The sequence below is a fragment of the Streptomyces sp. AC555_RSS877 genome, from assembly GCF_019049245.1.
Classification (GTDB): Bacteria; Actinomycetota; Actinomycetes; order Streptomycetales; family Streptomycetaceae; genus Streptomyces.
Genome location: NZ_JAGMUK010000088.1, coordinates 1 through 16176, shown reverse-complemented (window position 1 = coordinate 16176; position 16176 = coordinate 1). Strand labels below are relative to the sequence as shown.

Below are 16176 nucleotides of genomic sequence, written 5' to 3'. Positions count from 1 at the left end.
CGCTGAGGCGGGTGTCAACGGTTGTTGGCGAACATTTGTTGACCTACGCCCGTTGGCCTACGCTTGTCGGCATGCATGGCAGCGACAGCACCCCCACGGTTCCCGGGTCCGGCGCCACTCGCCGCTCCGACGCCACTCGCGGCGCGATCCTCGCGGCGGCCCGCGAGCGCTTCGCGACCGACGGCTACGAGCGAGCCACCATCCGCGCCATCGCCAAGGACGCGAACATCGATCCGTCGATGGTGATGCGGTACTACCGCAACAAGGAGGGCCTCTTCGCGGCGGCCGTCGACATCGACCTGCGGCTGCCGGACGTGAGCGGGGCGGACCGCCGGCAGGACGCGGGGCGGATCCTCGTCGAGCACTTCCTCGACATGTGGGAAAAGAACGAGGTCCTCACCGCCCTGCTGCGGGTCGGCGTGACCAACCAGGCCGGGGCGGAGCGCATGCAGGGCATCCTTCGGGACCAGCTCATGCCGGTCGCCCGACAGGTGTGCCCCGACCCCGACCAGGTCCCGGCACGGGCCGCACTCATGGCGTCGCAACTGCTGGGGCTGGCACTCACGCGGTACGTGCTGCGGATGCCGCCGGCGGTGGAACTGGCACGGGCGGAGATCGTGGCATGGCTGGCACCGACGATCCACCGGTACCTGACCGCGCCGAGTCCCTGAGGCTTGCCGAGCAGTCGTATCCGCAGGGGCCAAGGGACCCGGGCTTTCGCCCACGACCGCCTGTTGGAAGAAGCCCTCATCCTTGAGCACGCCCACGTGTGGCTGACCTTCGTCTCCGAACTGTGCGATCTTCAAGTAGACGGCTCGCTGACACAGTTCACCCTGCCGTCCGGCACGTCAGGGAAGTCGTGAGGGGCGTACTGCTGGCCGGCATTTCGCGGCTGCGGCCGCCCGCTACTTCCTTCGCCCGCTACTTCCTTCGTCCCGACGCTGACACCAACTCCCATCAGCGCGGCATCGAACTCATCGACCACCTCAGCGGCTGTGTCACCACTGCCGCTGACCACGCCGAGCTCACCCCGACGGGACGCCTTGTCCATGCCGATCCCACCGCGTACGGATTATCCGCATACGTCTACGGTGAGACGCCTCATACGCTCGAACTGGGCCACCGGCCCGACGCGGGCAGTGTCAGCGTCAACTGCTCTCCCGGAGCGGCGCCCGACGCGCCGCTGGGCGGACGCGGGTTGAGCGGATACGGCTACGAAGGGGGCGAACAGGGACTGCTGGCCTGCGGATCGTTGAAGCTCGTCCAGCACCTCGGCAACGTCCGGTGCCAGGGTCAGGAAGGAAGCTGACACCAGGAAGGCCGAGCTCAGTCCGCGAGGAAACCCTCAACGAGTCCGCGGAAGCGCTTCGGTGCGTCCAGCCACAGGTAGTGGCTCGCGCCGGGCACGACTTCCAACCGACCGTGCCAGGTAGAGCGACGCCGCCAGCGCGGGCGCCCGGGTGCCAGCGACGCAGTCAGCGGCGCCCGCTAGCACCGAGGCCGGGACGGAGACCGACCGCAGGAGCCGCAGCCGCTCCGCCACTTCGTTCGGGGCCGGGTTTCCGCGGTAAAAAGCTTCGAACGGCCACGCCGGAGGGCGAACACGGTCGGCGCCGTGGTGCGTGCGGGTCTCGTCGTTCCATGTGGCGTAGCGGAAGCGTGCCAAGCACTGCTCGATGTCGTCGCCCGAGGCCCCCGCGGCGAGCCGTTCAGCCGCCTCGGCGGCCGAGCGGTACCACGGCTCACCGGCGCGAAGGGACCGCAAGGATGCGACCTCGTCCGGGTCCACCTCCCGACCGATGCGCCCGGCGGGCGTGACCAGCACCAGTCGACGGACCCGGTCCGGATGGGAAGCGGCGTAGTGCTGTGCTGTCAGGGCACCGGCCGAGTGCGCCAGCACGTCGATCCGGTCGGCGCCCAGGTGGCTGCGAAGGTACCCCAGGTCGTGTGCCTGCTCGGTGTACGCGCAGCTGGCTGGGTTCGCCGGCACCTCGGAAGCGCCTGCGGCCCGCGCCTCCATCAGGATGAGCGTCCGATGACGGTCGAGCCCCGCCAGATTCCCCAGGCTTCGCACGTCCTCTCCCGGCCCACCGGCCAGACACACCAACGGTGGTCCTTCCCCCACCGTGCGAAACGCGACCCGGACGGCCGGCAGGTGAGGTCTGTCCGCAAGAACGTGTCGAAGTGTCCGCACTCAGGCAGTTCCACGATGTCGGCGGTGGGCCCGCGTTCGGCGGTCTGCCGGATCGCCGGAAGTGGGGAGTGAAGAGCGCGTGTAAGGGCCCAGCGACCGAACCCGCCGACGCCGGCCTGGCGGCCGTCCAGACCGGCGGACGGGGCGACGTCACGCAGGGACGCCGAGCGGCGGGTGCTCAAGCACGCGGGGCTTGTACTCGACCAGCTGGATGCGGCCGTCGAAGGTGAGGTGCTCGATCATCTCGAGGGCAACGTCCGGATAGCCGTCGTAGATACGTTCTTCGCCCGTGGCCCCGGTGATCACCGGGAACATCACGACCCGGAAGCGGTCGACGAGTCCGGCTCGCAGCAGGGACCGGCACAGGCTGAGGCTGCCGATCGTGCTGAGGAGCCCCGAGCCACTCGACTTCATGGCGCGGACCGCCTCGACGGCATCGTCGCGGACAAGCGTGGAGTTGGCCCACGTCAGTGGTTCCTCGAGTGAGGAGGAGAACACCACCTTGGACGCTTGCGTGAGCTCGTCGACGGACGCCTCTTCTTCGGGCCTGAACTCGTCTTGGCCCTTCGGGACCTCGCCTGCGGCGAAGCCCGACATCAGGCGGTAGGTGTTCGCTCCCATGAGGTAGGTGGCCTCGGGCTGCGCGCCGAGCCATGCGAGGTACTCCGGGCCCTCAAGGCCCCAGAACCCGGGCCATCCCTCGCCCGATGCGTGGCCGTCGAGGGAGGTGATGAAGTCGACGAGAAGCTCCGACATGTCGGTGTCCTTTCCTAGCGTGTCACGAGCTTGGACTGTCCGGGAGCCACAAACTCATCGGCCGCGCGGTGGAGTAACGAGAAAACCCATGACGCTGCAGCAGATCAGGTCGGCGGAGCGGCACTGTTTCGGAGTCCCGAGTCGGATGAGGACAAACAGGCCCCTGCCCCAGGCAGGTCATTCCACATCTGGGGAATCGCGAGCAGGTGTGGGGACACCCCTGAGCAGGGGGTGTGGCGTACGACCGGCCCTCCCACCGTTTCGCCTTCACCTGGCCGGGCCCGGTCGCCGATGAGCCACCGCCACCAGTGCTCCGCGTGAGTGGCCAGCCACAGACGACAGGGACTGGCACGCCACCCTGACACGCGCTGGCCTGGACGGACTGAGACCCGCTGAGCAGTTCGTGCAGGTACTCACTCTGACCGGTGACGCCCTCAGCGCGCTCGCCCTGCACGCCGAATCCCAGCATCAGACGGCGAGACACTCCCCCGGCTCGTCACTACGCTCTTAAGGAGGCGGCGGAGCTCGCTCGAGACCGTCGGCGCGAAACCGCCGTCCGACCGGTGAGGAGCGCAGCCATGACGACGCAGAACAGCACGGCCGACGCCGACCGTGCCCTGAAGGCCAAGCACCGCGCGATGTGGGCCCAGGGGGACTACCCGTCCGTGGCCTCCGAGGTCATCCCCGAACTGGGGGCGGTCCTGGTCGAGGCGTGCGACGTGCGCCCCGGCCAGCGGGTCCTGGACGTCGGGGCCGGCTCCGGCAACGCCGCGATCCCGGCGGCCCTCGCCGGCGCGGATGTCGTCGCCTCCGACCTGACCCCCGAACTGTTCGAGGCCGGCCGGCTCGTGGCTGCCGAGCAGGGCGCGCAGCTCACCTGGCAGGAGGCCGACGCCGAGGCCCTGCCGTTCGGCGACGCGGACTTCGACACCGTGCTGTCCTGCGTCGGCGTGATGTTCGCCCCGCACCACCAGCAGGCCGCAGCTGAAATGGTCCGGGTCTGCCGCCCCGGCGGCACTATCGGCCTGCTGAGCTGGACGCCCCAGGGGTTCATCGGCCGGATGTTCGCCGCGATGAAGCCCTACGCGCCGCCGCCCCCGCCGGGTGCGCAGCCGCCCCCGCTGTGGGGTGACGAGGACCATGTGCGCGGCCTCCTCGGCGACCGGGTCACGGACGTGCGCGCCGAGCGCCGGACGGTCCGGATCGACCTCTTCCCCACGCCCGAGGCGTTCCGCGACTATTTCAAGGAGCGCTACGGCCCGACCATCTCCGTCTACAAGAACATCGCGGGCGAGCCCGACCGGGCCGCCGCCCTGGACCGGGACCTGGCGGCCCTGGCCCGCGACGGGAACCTGGCGGCGGGGCAGGACGGGACGGTCATGGAGTGGGAGTACCTGCTGGTCACCGCCCGCCGGGCCGACTGATGTTTGGCCGCGGTACCGGGGCCGGACGGCGCACAACTGCCGTACGACCACGGGCAGGACCGGTCTCTTCAGGCTCGTGACAGCATGCCGAAGAGCTCGTCACCCGGAATGAACGGGGTGACTTTCGTGCCGACGGCCTCGACGACTCCGCAGACGTCGTCCGGGCACCATTTGCCGCCCGGTCCCCTTGCCGCCGCCGTGAGGACGAACACCTCCCCGCGATCTGGGCGTCGGCTGCCTTCAGTTTCGGTCGGTGTCACAGTGCGGCCTTCAGCGCTCGTGCCTTGGGGGACACGAGGTCGAAGCCGTGGAAGGCGCCGGGGATGACGTCGAGGTGGCAGGGGACGCCGCTGGCATTCAGCCGGCGCGCGTACTCGACGTCTTCGTCGTGGAAGAGGTCGAGGGTGCCGACGCCGATCCAGGCCGGCGGCAGGCCGGTGAGGTCCTCGCGGCGGGCTGCGGCGGCGTAGGGGGAGACGCCTGGGCCGGCGACGGCGTCGCCGAGGTAGGACGACCAGCCGTAGCGGTTGCTCTTGGGCGTCCAGACACGCACCTTGAGGGTGTCCAGGTCGCCTCTCGTGGTCGTGCGGTCGTCCAGCATGGGGTAGAGGAGCAGCCGGAAGACCGGGCGGATCTCGGCCCGGTCATGGGCGAGCAGCGCGAGGGCGGCGGCGAGTCCGCCGCCTGCCGCGAACAGCGTCTCATCAGGCGTGTTCTGGGTCCCGCCGCCCTGCGCCCGCACCCGGTCCTGCGGAATCAACGGCCTGGCAAGCTCCCACAAGCCGTCCGGAACAATCCAACTCCACGTACCCCGCCCCATAGACGGACCAGCGAGCGATCACCACATAGAACACCGTCTAAGCAACTTTCGGTCCCGGCAGACGCCTTGACCGCCGAGATCCGCACCGTGTAGACATCACTCCTACTGAATGTTTACGTAAACATACCGCCTCCCCGACCCCCACCACGCAGGCCCCGATCTCTGTGTCCCGCCGGGACGCGCGGCGCACAGAAGAGCTGGAGTACTCGAGATGGCACACCCCACCCGTAGGAGAAGGCTCCTGGGCATCGGCATCACGGCCCTCGCCACCGGGACCGTCCTGGCCGCCACCTCGGTGCCGGCCGCGCCCGCGGAGCCGACCGCCACCGCCTCGGTCACCGTCCGGCCCGACCCCTCCTACCAACAGGAGAGGTTCGAGGGCTGGGGCACGAGCCTGGTCTGGTTCGCCAACGCCACCGGCGACTACCCGCCCGCGGTACGCGAGAAGCTGGCCCAGCTCCTCTTCGGGGACGACGGCCTCGCCCTCAACATCGCCCGCTACAACATCGGCGGCGGCAACGCCCCGGACGTCAAGGACTACCTGCGCGCCGGCGGCGCGGTCGAGGGCTGGTGGAAGGCCCCGGCCGGCACCACCCGCGAGGACGTCGACTGGTGGGACGCCGACGACCCCGCCGACTGGAACAACAAGGCCGACAAGACGCAGCGTTGGTGGATCGACCGCATCAAGAAGGACATCACCCACTGGGAGACGTTCAGCAACTCGCCGCCGTGGTTCATGACCGAGAGCGGGTACGTCTCCGGCAACTTCGACGCGGGCAAGGACCAGCTGAAGACCGAGTCCGTGGAGGACTTCGCCAAGTACCTGGTGGGGGCCACCGAGCGCCTGGAGAAGGCGCACGGCATCAAGGTCGACACGCTCGACCCGTTCAACGAGCCGAACACCAGCTACTGGGGCACCAAGCTCGGTGCGGACGGCGAGCCCGTCGGCGGCCGGCAGGAGGGCGCCCACATCGGCCCCGAGCTCCAGCAGAAGGTGATCCGCGCGCTGGCCCCGACCCTGGAGGCGTCCAGGACGAAAGCGGAGATCTCCGCGATGGACGAGACCAACCCGGGCCTGTTCGCCACCAACTGGAACTCCTACCCTCAGGAGGTCCGCGACCTCGTCGGCCAGATGAACGTCCACACCTACGGCACCGGCCAGCGCACCACCGTGCGCGACCTGGCCAAGGCCGCGGACAAGCCGCTGTGGATGAGCGAGGTCGAGGGCGACTGGGGCGACGGCCAGAGCTTCACGGACATGCGGCCCGGCCTGGGCCTGGCCCAGCGCATGGTCGACGACCTGCGTGAACTGGAGCCCAGCGCCTGGGTGTTCTGGCAGCCCGTCGAGGACTACGACAACATGAAGCCCGGGGGCGAGTCCGCGAAGGGCGGCAACTGGGGCGAGATCCAGCTCCCGTTCAGCTGCACGTCCGCGGACACCCTCAAGACCTGCCCGATCTACACGAACACGAAGTTCGACACGGCCCGCAACTTCACCCACTACATCAAGCCCGGCGACCGGCTGATCAAGACGGACGACACCTCCAGCACCGCGGCCATCTCCAAGAAGGGCAACGCGGCGACGGTCGTCCACGTCAACAGCACCACCGAGGCGCGCGATGTCACGCTCGACCTGTCGAAGTTCGGCCGGATCTCCTCCCACGCCACCGTTACCCCGGTGGTGACCAGCGCCGGCGGCAAGCTGGAGAAGCAGAGGCCCGTCCGGGTCACCGGCAAGCAGGCGACCCTCACCGTGCCCGCCCAGTCGGTGACGTCCTTCCTCGTCAAGGGAGTCTCCGGCGTCGCCAAGGACGCGGCCGAGCTGCGCAAGGGCCACACCTACCGGCTGACCGGCGTCCAGAGCGGCAAGGACCTCACCATCGCCGACAACGGCACCGGCCTCGTCATCAAGAGCGCCGACTCCACCGACCCCAGCGGTCAGCAGTGGCGCCTGGAGCGGATCACCGGCACCGACAACCGCAAGCGGTACACCTTCAGCGAGGCCGCCGAGGACAAGCGGCTCGCCGTCCGGGACGGCGCCCTGGTGGCAGAGCCCGCCGAAGGCCGCCCCGACAGCGCCGCCCAGTGGATCATGTCCACCACCGGCGACGGCACCTGGACCCTCGTCAATGCCGCCACCGGCCGACTCGCGGACGTCAACGGCCAGTCCACGAACGAGGGCGCCGGCGTGGGCGTATGGCTGGCGAACTCCGGCACCAACCAGCGCTGGAAGGTGACGGACGTGACGACCGCCGCCGCGCAGACCGAGTAACACGCCCGCCCACCGGCACCCACCGGCCACTCTCCACCCCTCACCTAAGACGCCCCCCCGCCCCTCGCCGCCGTGTCCCGGCGGCGGGGTCTCGGGGGCGTCGTCCCATCTGGGGGAGGCTGTCACGAGAGGTTCAGCCGTGCTGGAACTTAGGGGGGCTGGGTGAGGGGTGCGAGCGTTCGATGTCCGTGGGCGTAGCTGAGCAGGTACAGCCCGGCCTGGAGGATGAGCGCGACGCGGTGCCTGGGTCGTGTGCCGATCAAGACGTGGCAGATGTCGTTGCGCAGGTTCAGGACGCGGTCGGGGTCGACGAGGAGAAGCTCCAGGGCCCGGCTCCAATCCGTGGGATACCCGGCGGCCGGCATGCTGCGGATGAGTCCGCCCAGTTGGTCGACGGTGTCGGGTGTCTGGCCCTTGGCCACGGACACGATCGGGACTCGAGGGCGCAGGAGCTGTCTGAGGATCTGCTCGACCTGGGGCAGGGCGACGCACGCTGCCGCGTCCAACTCCCCCAACCAGAAGTACCTGAAGGCAGAGGCGAGGGATCGGGCGCGAGGGTTGGGCAGCACAGTGTCGTGGGCCAGGGCGGTGATTGTCGGCCTCGTCGGGTACGAAGCGCTCGTGGATGCGGTAGAGCCGCTCAGCGGTGAAGATCCCAAGGGCGTCCAACACTCGGACCTGCAGTTCGACGGTGTGGTTGGCGTAGGCGTCGATAGGCGGGGTGCCCTGGACAGGTCCGGCCGTGTTGATGCGCGTGTTGTCTGACGGCGTCGGCCGCAGGACGGAGCGCCTCGGCCGCAGGGCGAGGCGGCGTACCCAGGCCCGCTGATGACGGTCATCGCCTGCGGTGCCGACTGGCGGCTGCCGGCACCGATACGACTTCCGTCCGGTGCACGACGACGTTGAAAGCCCCGTGCGACCGCTCGACATGACCGTCCAGCAGCACGGCCGGGGCCTCGATCAGCACGCGCCGGTGGTACTCCCACACCTGACCGCCTCGGCCTCCCGGTACGTCAACCGGAAGGTCCGATCCGTCAAGGGCACCACCGACAGCGGATGGCAGACCCGGGCCTGGCAGCTGTACCACGCCATCCCCGAAGTCCGGTTCGCCGTCACATACATGGCCAACGGCATGGCCGGTGCCACCCTGTACGCAGGCCGCCGCGCCGACGGGCAGAGGATGCCGTGTGGGTTGGAGATGCCGTGAAGGGCCCATCGGCTGCTGACGTTTCTCGGAAGATCCCGCCTCGTCGAGAACAACTCAACTGACGGAGAACCCGATTGCGACAAGGTCAAGGGTCGGGACAAACCGCCATTCCGGCGCAGCCAGGCGATACGACACAGCAGCCGCCCGTGGGGCCCGTTCGATCTGCCACTCCAGCCCCCAGGGGGCGTGACTGGGCGACACGCGCATCGGTGATCGCTGCCTTCGCTGTTGCCGGCGCGCTGTTCGCCACGCTTGGACGGGCTACTACCAATTAGAGACGTCGAAAGATCAACTAGTGCAGTCGGCGGAGGGCTCGGAGAAGGACCTCCAGGCGCAGGCCGCCCTCATCTCAAGCTGGTCCATGGAGGACAAGCACGCCTTAGACGCCATCCGCTTACCGTTCGGCAGGCTTGATCAGTCGAACAGGGTTCCTGTTCGGGTGATCTCTCGGTGGTCGGGGCATAGCGGCAGGGCCTCTTGGTAGCTCGGGGTTGCGATCCCAACCGAGCAGTACCAGGAGGCCCTGTTGTCGCAGTCTGTCGCGCCTGCGTCCGTGGAGTCCAACGGGCCGTCTCCTGCGTATGACTGTCTCGCGCACAGGTTCGGCAACGCGGCGGACGGGCCCGTCCGCGTGCGGTGTTACGGCTCCGACCTGACGGAGGCGGAGTGGCCGGTCCTCCGGCCGCTGCTGCCAGTCCCCGCGTGGCTTCAGGGACGGGGCGGGCGGCCGGAGGGCAATTGCCACCGCGTGATGCTGGACGCAGTCCGCTATGTCGTCGACAACGGCGTCAAGTGGAAGTCAACCTGCCCTGTGACTTCCCGCCGTACCAGCGGTGCACGCGTTCGCCCGCCGCTGGCAGGTCACGGGTCTGCTCGCTGAGCTCCACGACCGGCTGCGCGACAAGGTCCGTCAGAAGGAAGGCCGCGCGGTGGATCCGACGGCTGCCATCGTGGACTCGCAGTCGGTGCGGGCAGCGGCGAACATCCCGCGCCACCTCCGGCTAGGACGGCGGGAAGAAGGTGGGCGGCCGCAAGCGGCACCTGGTGGTGGACTGCCTCGGCCTGGTCCTGGCCGTGGCTGTGACCGCTGCGAGCGTGCAGGACCGCGACGCCGCCGTCCCCCTGCTCGAGCGGCTGCGAAAGATGTACTTCTCCCTTGCCCCACAAGTCCCCCTCGACACGGACGGTTCCCGACATCAGTGGGGCGGGATTCAATCTCGCTGTACCACGGCTTCGGCGGGCACCCGCAGGGACCGCTCTCGCCTGATGCGGCGTCACCTTGAGGCGGTGCACTACTGACAAAGTTCCCTGCAGGGATGACGAAGTCCGAAGCCCACGATGCTCCTACGGAAAAGGTCAATGGGCGAGGCCAGAGAAGACGGAGTCACATGTGGGCCATTTCGCGCAGGCTGCAGGTTCCGCCCGGACCCCCATGTCCCGGCCTCATTCTGCATCGGCCGTCACGGCGAACGGGGGTCCCGGCCTCCTGCAGAATCAGCCGTCCGCCCGCTCGCGGTCGTCCCGCCGTAGGGACTCGGCAGGCAACGTTTCAGCAGGTCAGCGTCTGGGACGTCCCGGGATGAGGCCACTTCTGCGTCAACTGTGGCCGGACATCGCGCCGAAGCCGCAGTCTCGTTGCGGAGCCGGCCGGTGCGGTCGGTTCGGTTCATCGCACGTCAACGGAGGGAAAAACAGCATGCGAGCTCTCACGAAGGCACTCGTCAGTGCCACCACCGCGGTCGGGATCGCAGCCGGCGGCCTGGCCACCGCGGGCACGGCCATGGCGGCCCCCGCGTCGGCCCAGCAGCAGGCGGTGGCCGGTGAGGTCGGCACGCTCGCGGTGAACAACCTGGGGCTGAACACCCGGCAGGCGAAGAACTGGCAGTGCTACCTGCGCTATTGGAATTTCAACCCCGGCACGATCGACGGGCAGCTGGGTACCGACAGCTGGAAGGCCGCCCAGAGGTTTTTCAACTATTACGGCCATAACGGCGATGTCGCACTCGCCGTCGACGGAGTCGTCGGACCCAACACGATCAGGGCGCTGCAGCGCTTCCTGGACGGCCGCAACGGGATCGACCTTGACATCACCGGGATCGCCGGACCGAAGACCAAGGACGCGTTCGCGACATTCGCCGACGGAATCTGGCAGGAGTGCTGAGTCGATCCGACGCCCGCACACACGCCACGGCCCGTCCACTTCCTGCGGAAGTGGACGGGCCGTGGCGTGTGTCTTCAGGCAGATAACGACGACCGTGCCTCCGCTGGTGCTAGCGGAGGCACGGTCTACCGTGTCGCACCATGACAACGTTGAGCATCGGCGGCAGCGGCTTCCTGGGCGTCAAGCTGACCCGGCAGGCGAGAGCAGCCGGGCACACCACGGCCGCGACGTACTACGCGACCGAGCCCCACGACACCTCCCAAACCGTTTGGTAGCCCGTCGACTTGCGGGATGCGGGATGCGGGATGCGGGGTGCGGGATGCGGGGTGCGTGGACGCCGTCATGGCCGAGGTGCGCCCTCGTCTCGTCATCCACACATCGAGCGTCAAGGACGACTGGGCGGTCACAGTTCTGGGCCCCGTCCGGCTCGCGATGGCGGCGGCGAAGTACGGAAGCCGCCTGGTCCAGGTGTCCAGCGATGCGGTGTTCTCCGGCGCCCGAGTCACCTATGACGAGACCTGCCTCCCCGATCCCATCACCCCCTACGGAGCAGTCAAGGCGGCGGCGGAGACCGGGATCCTCGCGGTGTATCCGGAGGCCGTTGTCGCCCGCAGGTCACTGATCGTCGGCGGCGGGCGCTCCGTGCATGAGCGCGCCGTGCACGAACTCGTCGCCGACACCTGCGATGGCGTCCTGTTCACCGACGACGTCCGCTGCCCCGTGCACGTCGCCGACCTAGGAGCGTGGGTCAGTAACGAGCAGGCGGCTCGGCTTCCTGTGGCCGGCGGATCGGTCGCGGCGGCCCTGTCGGGGCCTGTTGGGGCTCCGGTGGGGTCTGCCCGCTGGGTGTTCGGTCGGCAGGGCTCGCGACGTGGCCGGGGAGGCCCGGCTGGTCAGTCGGCCAGGGCGGCGATCCCTGCTGTCCCGGCGTGACGGAAGATCTTGCGGAGGTTGTGGCAGGCGGCGAGCAGGTGCCACTCTCCTCGGGCGCCTTCCTCACCGCGCAGGAGGAGTTGGCGGCCGTTCTGGCAGGTCATGATCTGTCCGAAGACGGGTTCGACGATGGCTTTCCGGCGGGCGTAGGCGGCCTTGCCGGGCTTGGTCCGCAGCTTGCGGGCCATGCGCTCCTTCAGGGTCGCGTCCTTGGGGATACGTCCGCGTGGTGTGGGCGGGACCTGTTCGTCGTGTCCGAGTCGGCCGGTAGCCATTAACGTGTCGGTGCTGCAGGCGAGTTGGCGATCTCGCGCGGCCTCAAGGTTCGTCTCGGAGCAGTACCGGCGTCGACGAGGGCCTGCTTGGGATGGGTTGCGGTGTTGGCGGCGGACTGGTCGAGCATCGTGGTGTAGTTCAGCGCGTCGGAGGCATTGGTCGTCACGTCGGCGGCAGTGATGACCTGGTGGGCCTCGTCCACGACGGCCTGAGCGTTGTAGGCCTGGATGTAGGCGCCGTCGCTGTTCTTCATGATCCGCGAGTCGGGGTCGGTGAAGTTGGCCTGGGCCTTGGGCTTTGGCCGGGCCTTGGCGGCGGCGGCCTCGCCGGCGGCGGTGACGGCCTGCTCGTCGCTGCTGCCCGCACGTGTTCGGCGGCGTCGCTCCTTGTCCCCGGCGTGGCGGCGGGCCTTGTCGGCGGCTTCGGCCTCGATCTGGGCGCGGGCGGCCTGCAACCTGGCGAGGCGTTTCTCGCGGCGGTCGAGTTCGGCGGGCAGGTCGGTGTCCTTGCCATCGACGCCGAACGTGGCGTCCTCGGCCTCGTCGGTGGCCTCGGCGTCGGCGAGCAGGGCGGCGGCCTTCGCCTCCAGCGCGGCGATCTCGGCCTCGATGTGCTCTTCCTTGTCGATGAGGCGGCCGTAGCTCATCGCCTTGTGCTTGGAGGCGTTCGCTTCGAGTTTGGTGCCGTCCAGGGCTACGCGGCCCATCTTGACCATGCCCAGCTTCTGCGCGAGGTGCAGGGACTGGGTGAACAGGTCTGCGAGAGCTTCCAGGTGGCGGCGGCGGAACCGGGCGATCGAGCGGAAGTCCGGTGCCTGGTCGGCGGCCAGGAACCGGAACGCGACGTCGTCGGCGCACTTGCGCTGGATCGCCCGGGAGGAGCGGACGCCGGTGGTGTAGCCGTAGATCAGCAGACGTACCATCAGTCTGGGGTCGTAGAGCGGGTAGCCCCGCTTCTCGGTGTAGTCGGCCAGGACCGGTCCCAGGTCGAGTACCTCGTCGACCAGGTCCGCGACGAACCGGGCCAGGTGTCCCTCGGGCAACCAGTCGTCCAGAGACGGCGGCAGCAGCAGGGCCTGATGCGGGTCGAACGCCCTGAACCGCTTGTCCGCTGCCGCCGTACGCGTCTGCGGCCGACTCTTCTCGATCGGCTCGACCTCGAACAGGCCCTCCCCATCACGCATCCCGTGATCATCTCGTATGAATGGTCACGGGATGCAGGCGAGGGCCGCCGGTTGCCTGCTCAGACGGTCGTCGACTGGAGCTGGTGCGGCATGTTCCAGCCCTCGGCGAGTCTCGACGGGTGAACGTTGCCTCCCCCGCCGAAGAACTCGCAGAACTTCATGATCAGCGGATCCCAGCCGAGCGGGTCCACATAGTGCGTCCCCGGGATGACCAGGTCTTCCTCGACATGAGCGCGAAGGACCTCGACCTCGAAGGCAGTAGCATGCGGTTCGGGACCGCCGAAGGGATGGGCCGAGACGACCCGGCATTCCAGCTGGACCGGACATTCCACAACCCTGGGGGCCCGGACCAGATCCGATGCCTGCTCGGTCAGCCGTGCGACCGAGAACTTGTCCGGCTCGTGCCGGTAGCCCTGCTTTGCCTTGTAGTCCGGCATGGCCAACTTTCCGGTGGTGAGCGCGATCCGGTCGACTGCATCGACCATCGCTGACGAGGGCAGGTTGAGCACGCACTCGCCCTCACGCAGCAGGTTCGCGGTGGTTTGGGCGTTGTTGCCGAGACCGAGCATGCAGGACTGGTCCAGCCACCACGCCGAGGACATCGGCGCGAGGTTCGCCGTGCCGTCCTCGTTGAGTGAGCTGACCAGCACCACCGGAGTTCCGAAGTACAGGACCTTGAGCCCGGGGACGACGTGCATGCGCTGTGCCTTTCGCGGAGTGCCAGACGGACAGGTCCGCGATCAGGAACACGAACCGTCGCTGACTCTCTCGTGAGTGAGACGCGGACGCTGGCGGAGATACGACATCGCGTTCCGGACGAGTGGAGCGATCACCCAATGACAGTGACAGGCCCGGCGTTGATTACTGGGACACGCTCCTAGCCGCCGCTCTTCTGGAACTGGCCGAGTGCGACGCGTCCGGGATCCACCAACTCGCAGGGCCCGACGCCGTCACGAGCTCGGCACCCTCATCGCTGAGCGTGACGGTCTCGACGCCTCCCGGGTGCCCGAGGGGTTGCGGGCACACAGCACACTGCCAGGCGCCCTCGACGTGCGCCTCGACAGCCGGGCGACCCAGCGGAAACTGAGCACCACACTGCGTGGTGCCTGGAAGTTCTGCATGGCGACTGGCGTGAGCGCCCAGCCCGTCGGCCCTTGAGCGAGCGGCCGGGTCCTCGCCGGCCTCGGCCCGCGTCTGCTCCACGGCCTACCGCGGTATCGGACGGTCGCCGCACAGGAGACTCTCCGGCCGCATCCACGGAAACTGGCCCCGTACTGCGCAGAGTTGCCGAAGTGGGCAAGGTCGCCGGGGGAGAGATCCGGGCGGGCCCGGTACCAGCGGACGGGATGGCGCCATTCGCCCGGTGCTGTCCCGTGCGACGTCGACGCCGACTTCCACCACCAACTCGGGGCGCACCAGGGTGACGGTCAAGGTGTCCCTTGGTGCCCCACCCGGCGGAGAACGTCCAGCCCGTCCACGGATGCTCATCCGCGGCAGGGGCCAGCATTCCGGCGACGGCGCGCCCGGTCGCCTGCGGCAGCGTGGTGGTGCGGCCGGTGTACTACAACCAGCTCTGGGAGGAGATCATCCTGCTCGGCTACCAGGGCAGCTACGGCATTGTCAGCGCCTTCGCCGGCCTCACCCTGCCCTTGGGCTCCGGCGTCGTCGAAGGACACGTAAACCGGATCAAGATGCTCAAACGTCAGATGTTCGGCCGCGCCGGCTTCGCTTTTCTCCGCAAACGCGTGCTGGCGTGATGAGACCTTGCCCAGAATCACGATCGGCAGTGATCATGACTGCTATGAGCAGTCGGCCCCAAAGGAAGACACCCAGTAGCAGTGATCCTCAACCGGAATGGGCTGAGAGGGTGTGCCTTCGGACTGTTGACGGGGACGGCGGCATGCAAGACGTCATCATCCAGATCAGCGACCCCTCCGCAGCGCTGATCGAGCTTCTTGACGATCACTTCCGGACCGTAATCAGAGGGACTGACTACCTCGACTGCCTCATCCAGGTCCGGAGGCAAATGGAACGTGAGGGCCGTTTGCTCTGCTGCCAGGGGGCTCGTCCCGATGTCCACCCTTCCGGGCAATTGCGGCAATTCACTAACGGGCGGCAGGCTTATGCGCTCCCCTCGGACGCCCAGAACGAAGCTCCTGCGACAGTCGATATCTTCGCCCCTGCGCTCCCCGGCGATGTCGTGAGTCTCGAGGACCAGCGCATATCAGTTGTCAGCTACTGGAACGCTCGGCACCCAAGAAATCGAATCTGACCGCGCCATGGGCCCCGGTCACTCACCGTGTGTCCTCACGGAAGTGAGCCAGAACCCGTTCTCATGTATCAAATCACCGCCGCGGCGCCTGAACTTCCGCCCGCGCGGACCTCCAGGAACCCCACGAGGTTGGATAGCTCCGTGGTGCGACGAGAGCGCGTGACGAAGAGACGGCCTCCCTTCGGCATGCCGAGAAGCATCGTCCTGCTGGCGACGCCGGAAGGCTGGCGCCACAGTGTTCTCACCAGGGAAGGCGGGATGCTCTGTGGACGCCTTGCCGACGTGGCGGCCAACACCGACCCAGCCGAGGCACAGGCCGCCGTGGCCGCCATGGTGGTGGGACTTGCACGCGACTTCCACGAAGCTGACGTCGAAGTGACCTGGGATCCGCCCCGGGAACCCGGGTCTTGGACAGCTCAGGTCACCGTTGCCACGACCCCACCGGACGCCGGAAGTTCAACAGCTCAGGCCGGTGGCCGTAGCCGGAGTGGGTTGTTCGATTGTGGGACCGAGATGCCTTGAAACAGAGCGGCCGTTGATCAGGCCTACTTAGTGCTGGATTCCTCAAAGGAGGTACACGTATCGGCGTCGTAGAGAGCGGGTTGGTGGTGCGGTTCGGCCCCAAACCCAGGGGCGTGCGCGAGAGTTGAGTTGGTCGGTTGCGAGGGTCGTGGCCTG

General features: G+C 68.3%; 17 protein-coding genes and 2 pseudogenes. 13 read left to right on the top strand and 6 right to left on the bottom strand.

Annotated elements, in window-relative coordinates:
- The first annotated feature begins 71 nt into the window (after nucleotides 1-71).
- From KUM49_RS34380 to KUM49_RS34375, 3 genes are all read left to right on the top strand, one after another.
- A complete protein-coding gene (locus KUM49_RS34380; RefSeq protein WP_217240886.1) occupies nucleotides 72-671 on the top strand; it encodes a TetR/AcrR family transcriptional regulator in 600 nt (199 codons plus the stop codon).
- A 63-nt stretch (nucleotides 672-734) separates the two neighbouring features.
- Nucleotides 735-863 carry a hypothetical protein gene (locus tag KUM49_RS49965; RefSeq protein WP_302185527.1) on the top strand — a complete coding sequence of 43 codons (129 nt, stop codon included), beginning with the start codon at nucleotides 735-737 and terminating at the stop codon, nucleotides 861-863.
- Nucleotides 860-1309 (top strand): aldehyde dehydrogenase family protein, encoded by a 450-nt coding sequence (locus tag KUM49_RS34375; RefSeq protein ID WP_308406895.1) that lies wholly within the window; start codon nucleotides 860-862, stop codon nucleotides 1307-1309. The genes KUM49_RS49965 and KUM49_RS34375 overlap by 4 nt, the downstream gene beginning before the upstream one ends.
- A gap of 36 nt (nucleotides 1310-1345) precedes the next feature.
- On the opposite strand, the gene KUM49_RS34370 is transcribed toward KUM49_RS34375, so the two are convergent.
- Both KUM49_RS34370 and KUM49_RS34365 read right to left on the bottom strand, forming a co-directional pair.
- Nucleotides 1346-2104, bottom strand: a complete 759-nt coding sequence (locus KUM49_RS34370) for an alpha/beta hydrolase (protein ID WP_308406902.1) — start codon at nucleotides 2102-2104, stop codon at nucleotides 1346-1348.
- 240 nt (nucleotides 2105-2344) lie between these two features.
- Complete coding sequence (locus KUM49_RS34365; RefSeq protein WP_217240883.1) at nucleotides 2345-2950, bottom strand: dihydrofolate reductase family protein; 606 nt, start codon at nucleotides 2948-2950, stop codon at nucleotides 2345-2347.
- A 578-nt stretch (nucleotides 2951-3528) separates the two neighbouring features.
- On the opposite strand from KUM49_RS34365, the gene KUM49_RS34360 reads away from it, so the two are divergent.
- Nucleotides 3529-4374 carry a class I SAM-dependent methyltransferase gene (locus KUM49_RS34360; RefSeq protein WP_217240882.1) on the top strand — a complete coding sequence of 282 codons (846 nt, stop codon included), beginning with the start codon at nucleotides 3529-3531 and terminating at the stop codon, nucleotides 4372-4374.
- 256 nt (nucleotides 4375-4630) lie between these two features.
- Here the strand turns inward: KUM49_RS34360 and KUM49_RS34355 are convergent, their stop codons facing one another.
- Entirely contained in the window at nucleotides 4631-5155 is a 525-nt protein-coding gene (locus KUM49_RS34355) for an alpha/beta hydrolase fold domain-containing protein (RefSeq protein WP_217240881.1), read from the bottom strand.
- A 250-nt stretch (nucleotides 5156-5405) separates the two neighbouring features.
- On the opposite strand from KUM49_RS34355, the gene KUM49_RS34350 reads away from it, so the two are divergent.
- A complete protein-coding gene (locus KUM49_RS34350; RefSeq protein WP_217240880.1) occupies nucleotides 5406-7466 on the top strand; it encodes a glycoside hydrolase in 2061 nt (686 codons plus the stop codon).
- A 149-nt stretch (nucleotides 7467-7615) separates the two neighbouring features.
- Here KUM49_RS34350 and KUM49_RS34345 read toward each other — a convergent pair whose 3' ends face one another.
- Nucleotides 7616-7981, bottom strand: a complete 366-nt coding sequence (locus KUM49_RS34345; protein WP_217240879.1) for a hypothetical protein — start codon at nucleotides 7979-7981, stop codon at nucleotides 7616-7618.
- Between the two features lie 398 nt (nucleotides 7982-8379).
- Between KUM49_RS34345 and KUM49_RS34340 the strand changes: the two genes are divergently transcribed.
- The 6 genes from KUM49_RS34340 to KUM49_RS50395 all read left to right on the top strand — a co-directional run bounded on the left by KUM49_RS34340 (nucleotide 8380) and on the right by KUM49_RS50395 (nucleotide 11767).
- The gene (locus KUM49_RS34340) at nucleotides 8380-8673 is read left to right on the top strand and encodes a hypothetical protein (protein ID WP_217240878.1); all 294 of its coding nucleotides are present in this window, start codon (nucleotides 8380-8382) and stop codon (nucleotides 8671-8673) included.
- A 553-nt stretch (nucleotides 8674-9226) separates the two neighbouring features.
- Nucleotides 9227-9553, top strand: coding sequence for a transposase (locus KUM49_RS48940; RefSeq protein WP_308406894.1), 327 nt, complete (start codon nucleotides 9227-9229; stop codon nucleotides 9551-9553).
- A 140-nt stretch (nucleotides 9554-9693) separates the two neighbouring features.
- Nucleotides 9694-9972: a transposase gene (locus KUM49_RS34330; protein WP_217240877.1), complete on the top strand. Its 279-nt coding sequence runs from the start codon at nucleotides 9694-9696 to the stop codon at nucleotides 9970-9972.
- Nucleotides 9973-10369: 397 nt separating this feature from the next.
- Nucleotides 10370-10834, top strand: coding sequence for a peptidoglycan-binding protein (locus KUM49_RS34325; RefSeq protein ID WP_217240876.1), 465 nt, complete (start codon nucleotides 10370-10372; stop codon nucleotides 10832-10834).
- 140 nt (nucleotides 10835-10974) lie between these two features.
- A complete protein-coding gene (locus KUM49_RS50400; RefSeq protein ID WP_308406893.1) occupies nucleotides 10975-11109 on the top strand; it encodes a hypothetical protein in 135 nt (44 codons plus the stop codon).
- A 16-nt stretch (nucleotides 11110-11125) separates the two neighbouring features.
- Nucleotides 11126-11767, top strand: coding sequence for a sugar nucleotide-binding protein (locus KUM49_RS50395; protein WP_308406892.1), 642 nt, complete (start codon nucleotides 11126-11128; stop codon nucleotides 11765-11767).
- On the opposite strand, the pseudogene KUM49_RS34315 reads toward KUM49_RS50395, so the two are convergent.
- Nucleotides 11728-13226: pseudogene (locus KUM49_RS34315) on the bottom strand (IS1182 family transposase). The gene KUM49_RS50395 and the pseudogene KUM49_RS34315 sit on opposite strands and share 40 nt — an antisense overlap.
- A 59-nt stretch (nucleotides 13227-13285) precedes the next feature.
- Complete coding sequence (locus KUM49_RS34310; protein WP_217240875.1) at nucleotides 13286-13924, bottom strand: flavin reductase family protein; 639 nt, start codon at nucleotides 13922-13924, stop codon at nucleotides 13286-13288.
- A gap of 179 nt (nucleotides 13925-14103) precedes the next feature.
- On the opposite strand from KUM49_RS34310, the pseudogene KUM49_RS48935 reads away from it, so the two are divergent.
- Both KUM49_RS48935 and KUM49_RS34305 read left to right on the top strand, forming a co-directional pair.
- Nucleotides 14104-14384 (top strand): annotated as a pseudogene (locus KUM49_RS48935) (dTDP-4-dehydrorhamnose reductase); the annotation flags it as partial.
- A 284-nt stretch (nucleotides 14385-14668) separates the two neighbouring features.
- A complete protein-coding gene (locus KUM49_RS34305) occupies nucleotides 14669-14983 on the top strand; it encodes a hypothetical protein (RefSeq protein ID WP_217240974.1) in 315 nt (104 codons plus the stop codon).
- The last annotated feature ends 1193 nt before the right edge of the window (nucleotides 14984-16176 follow it).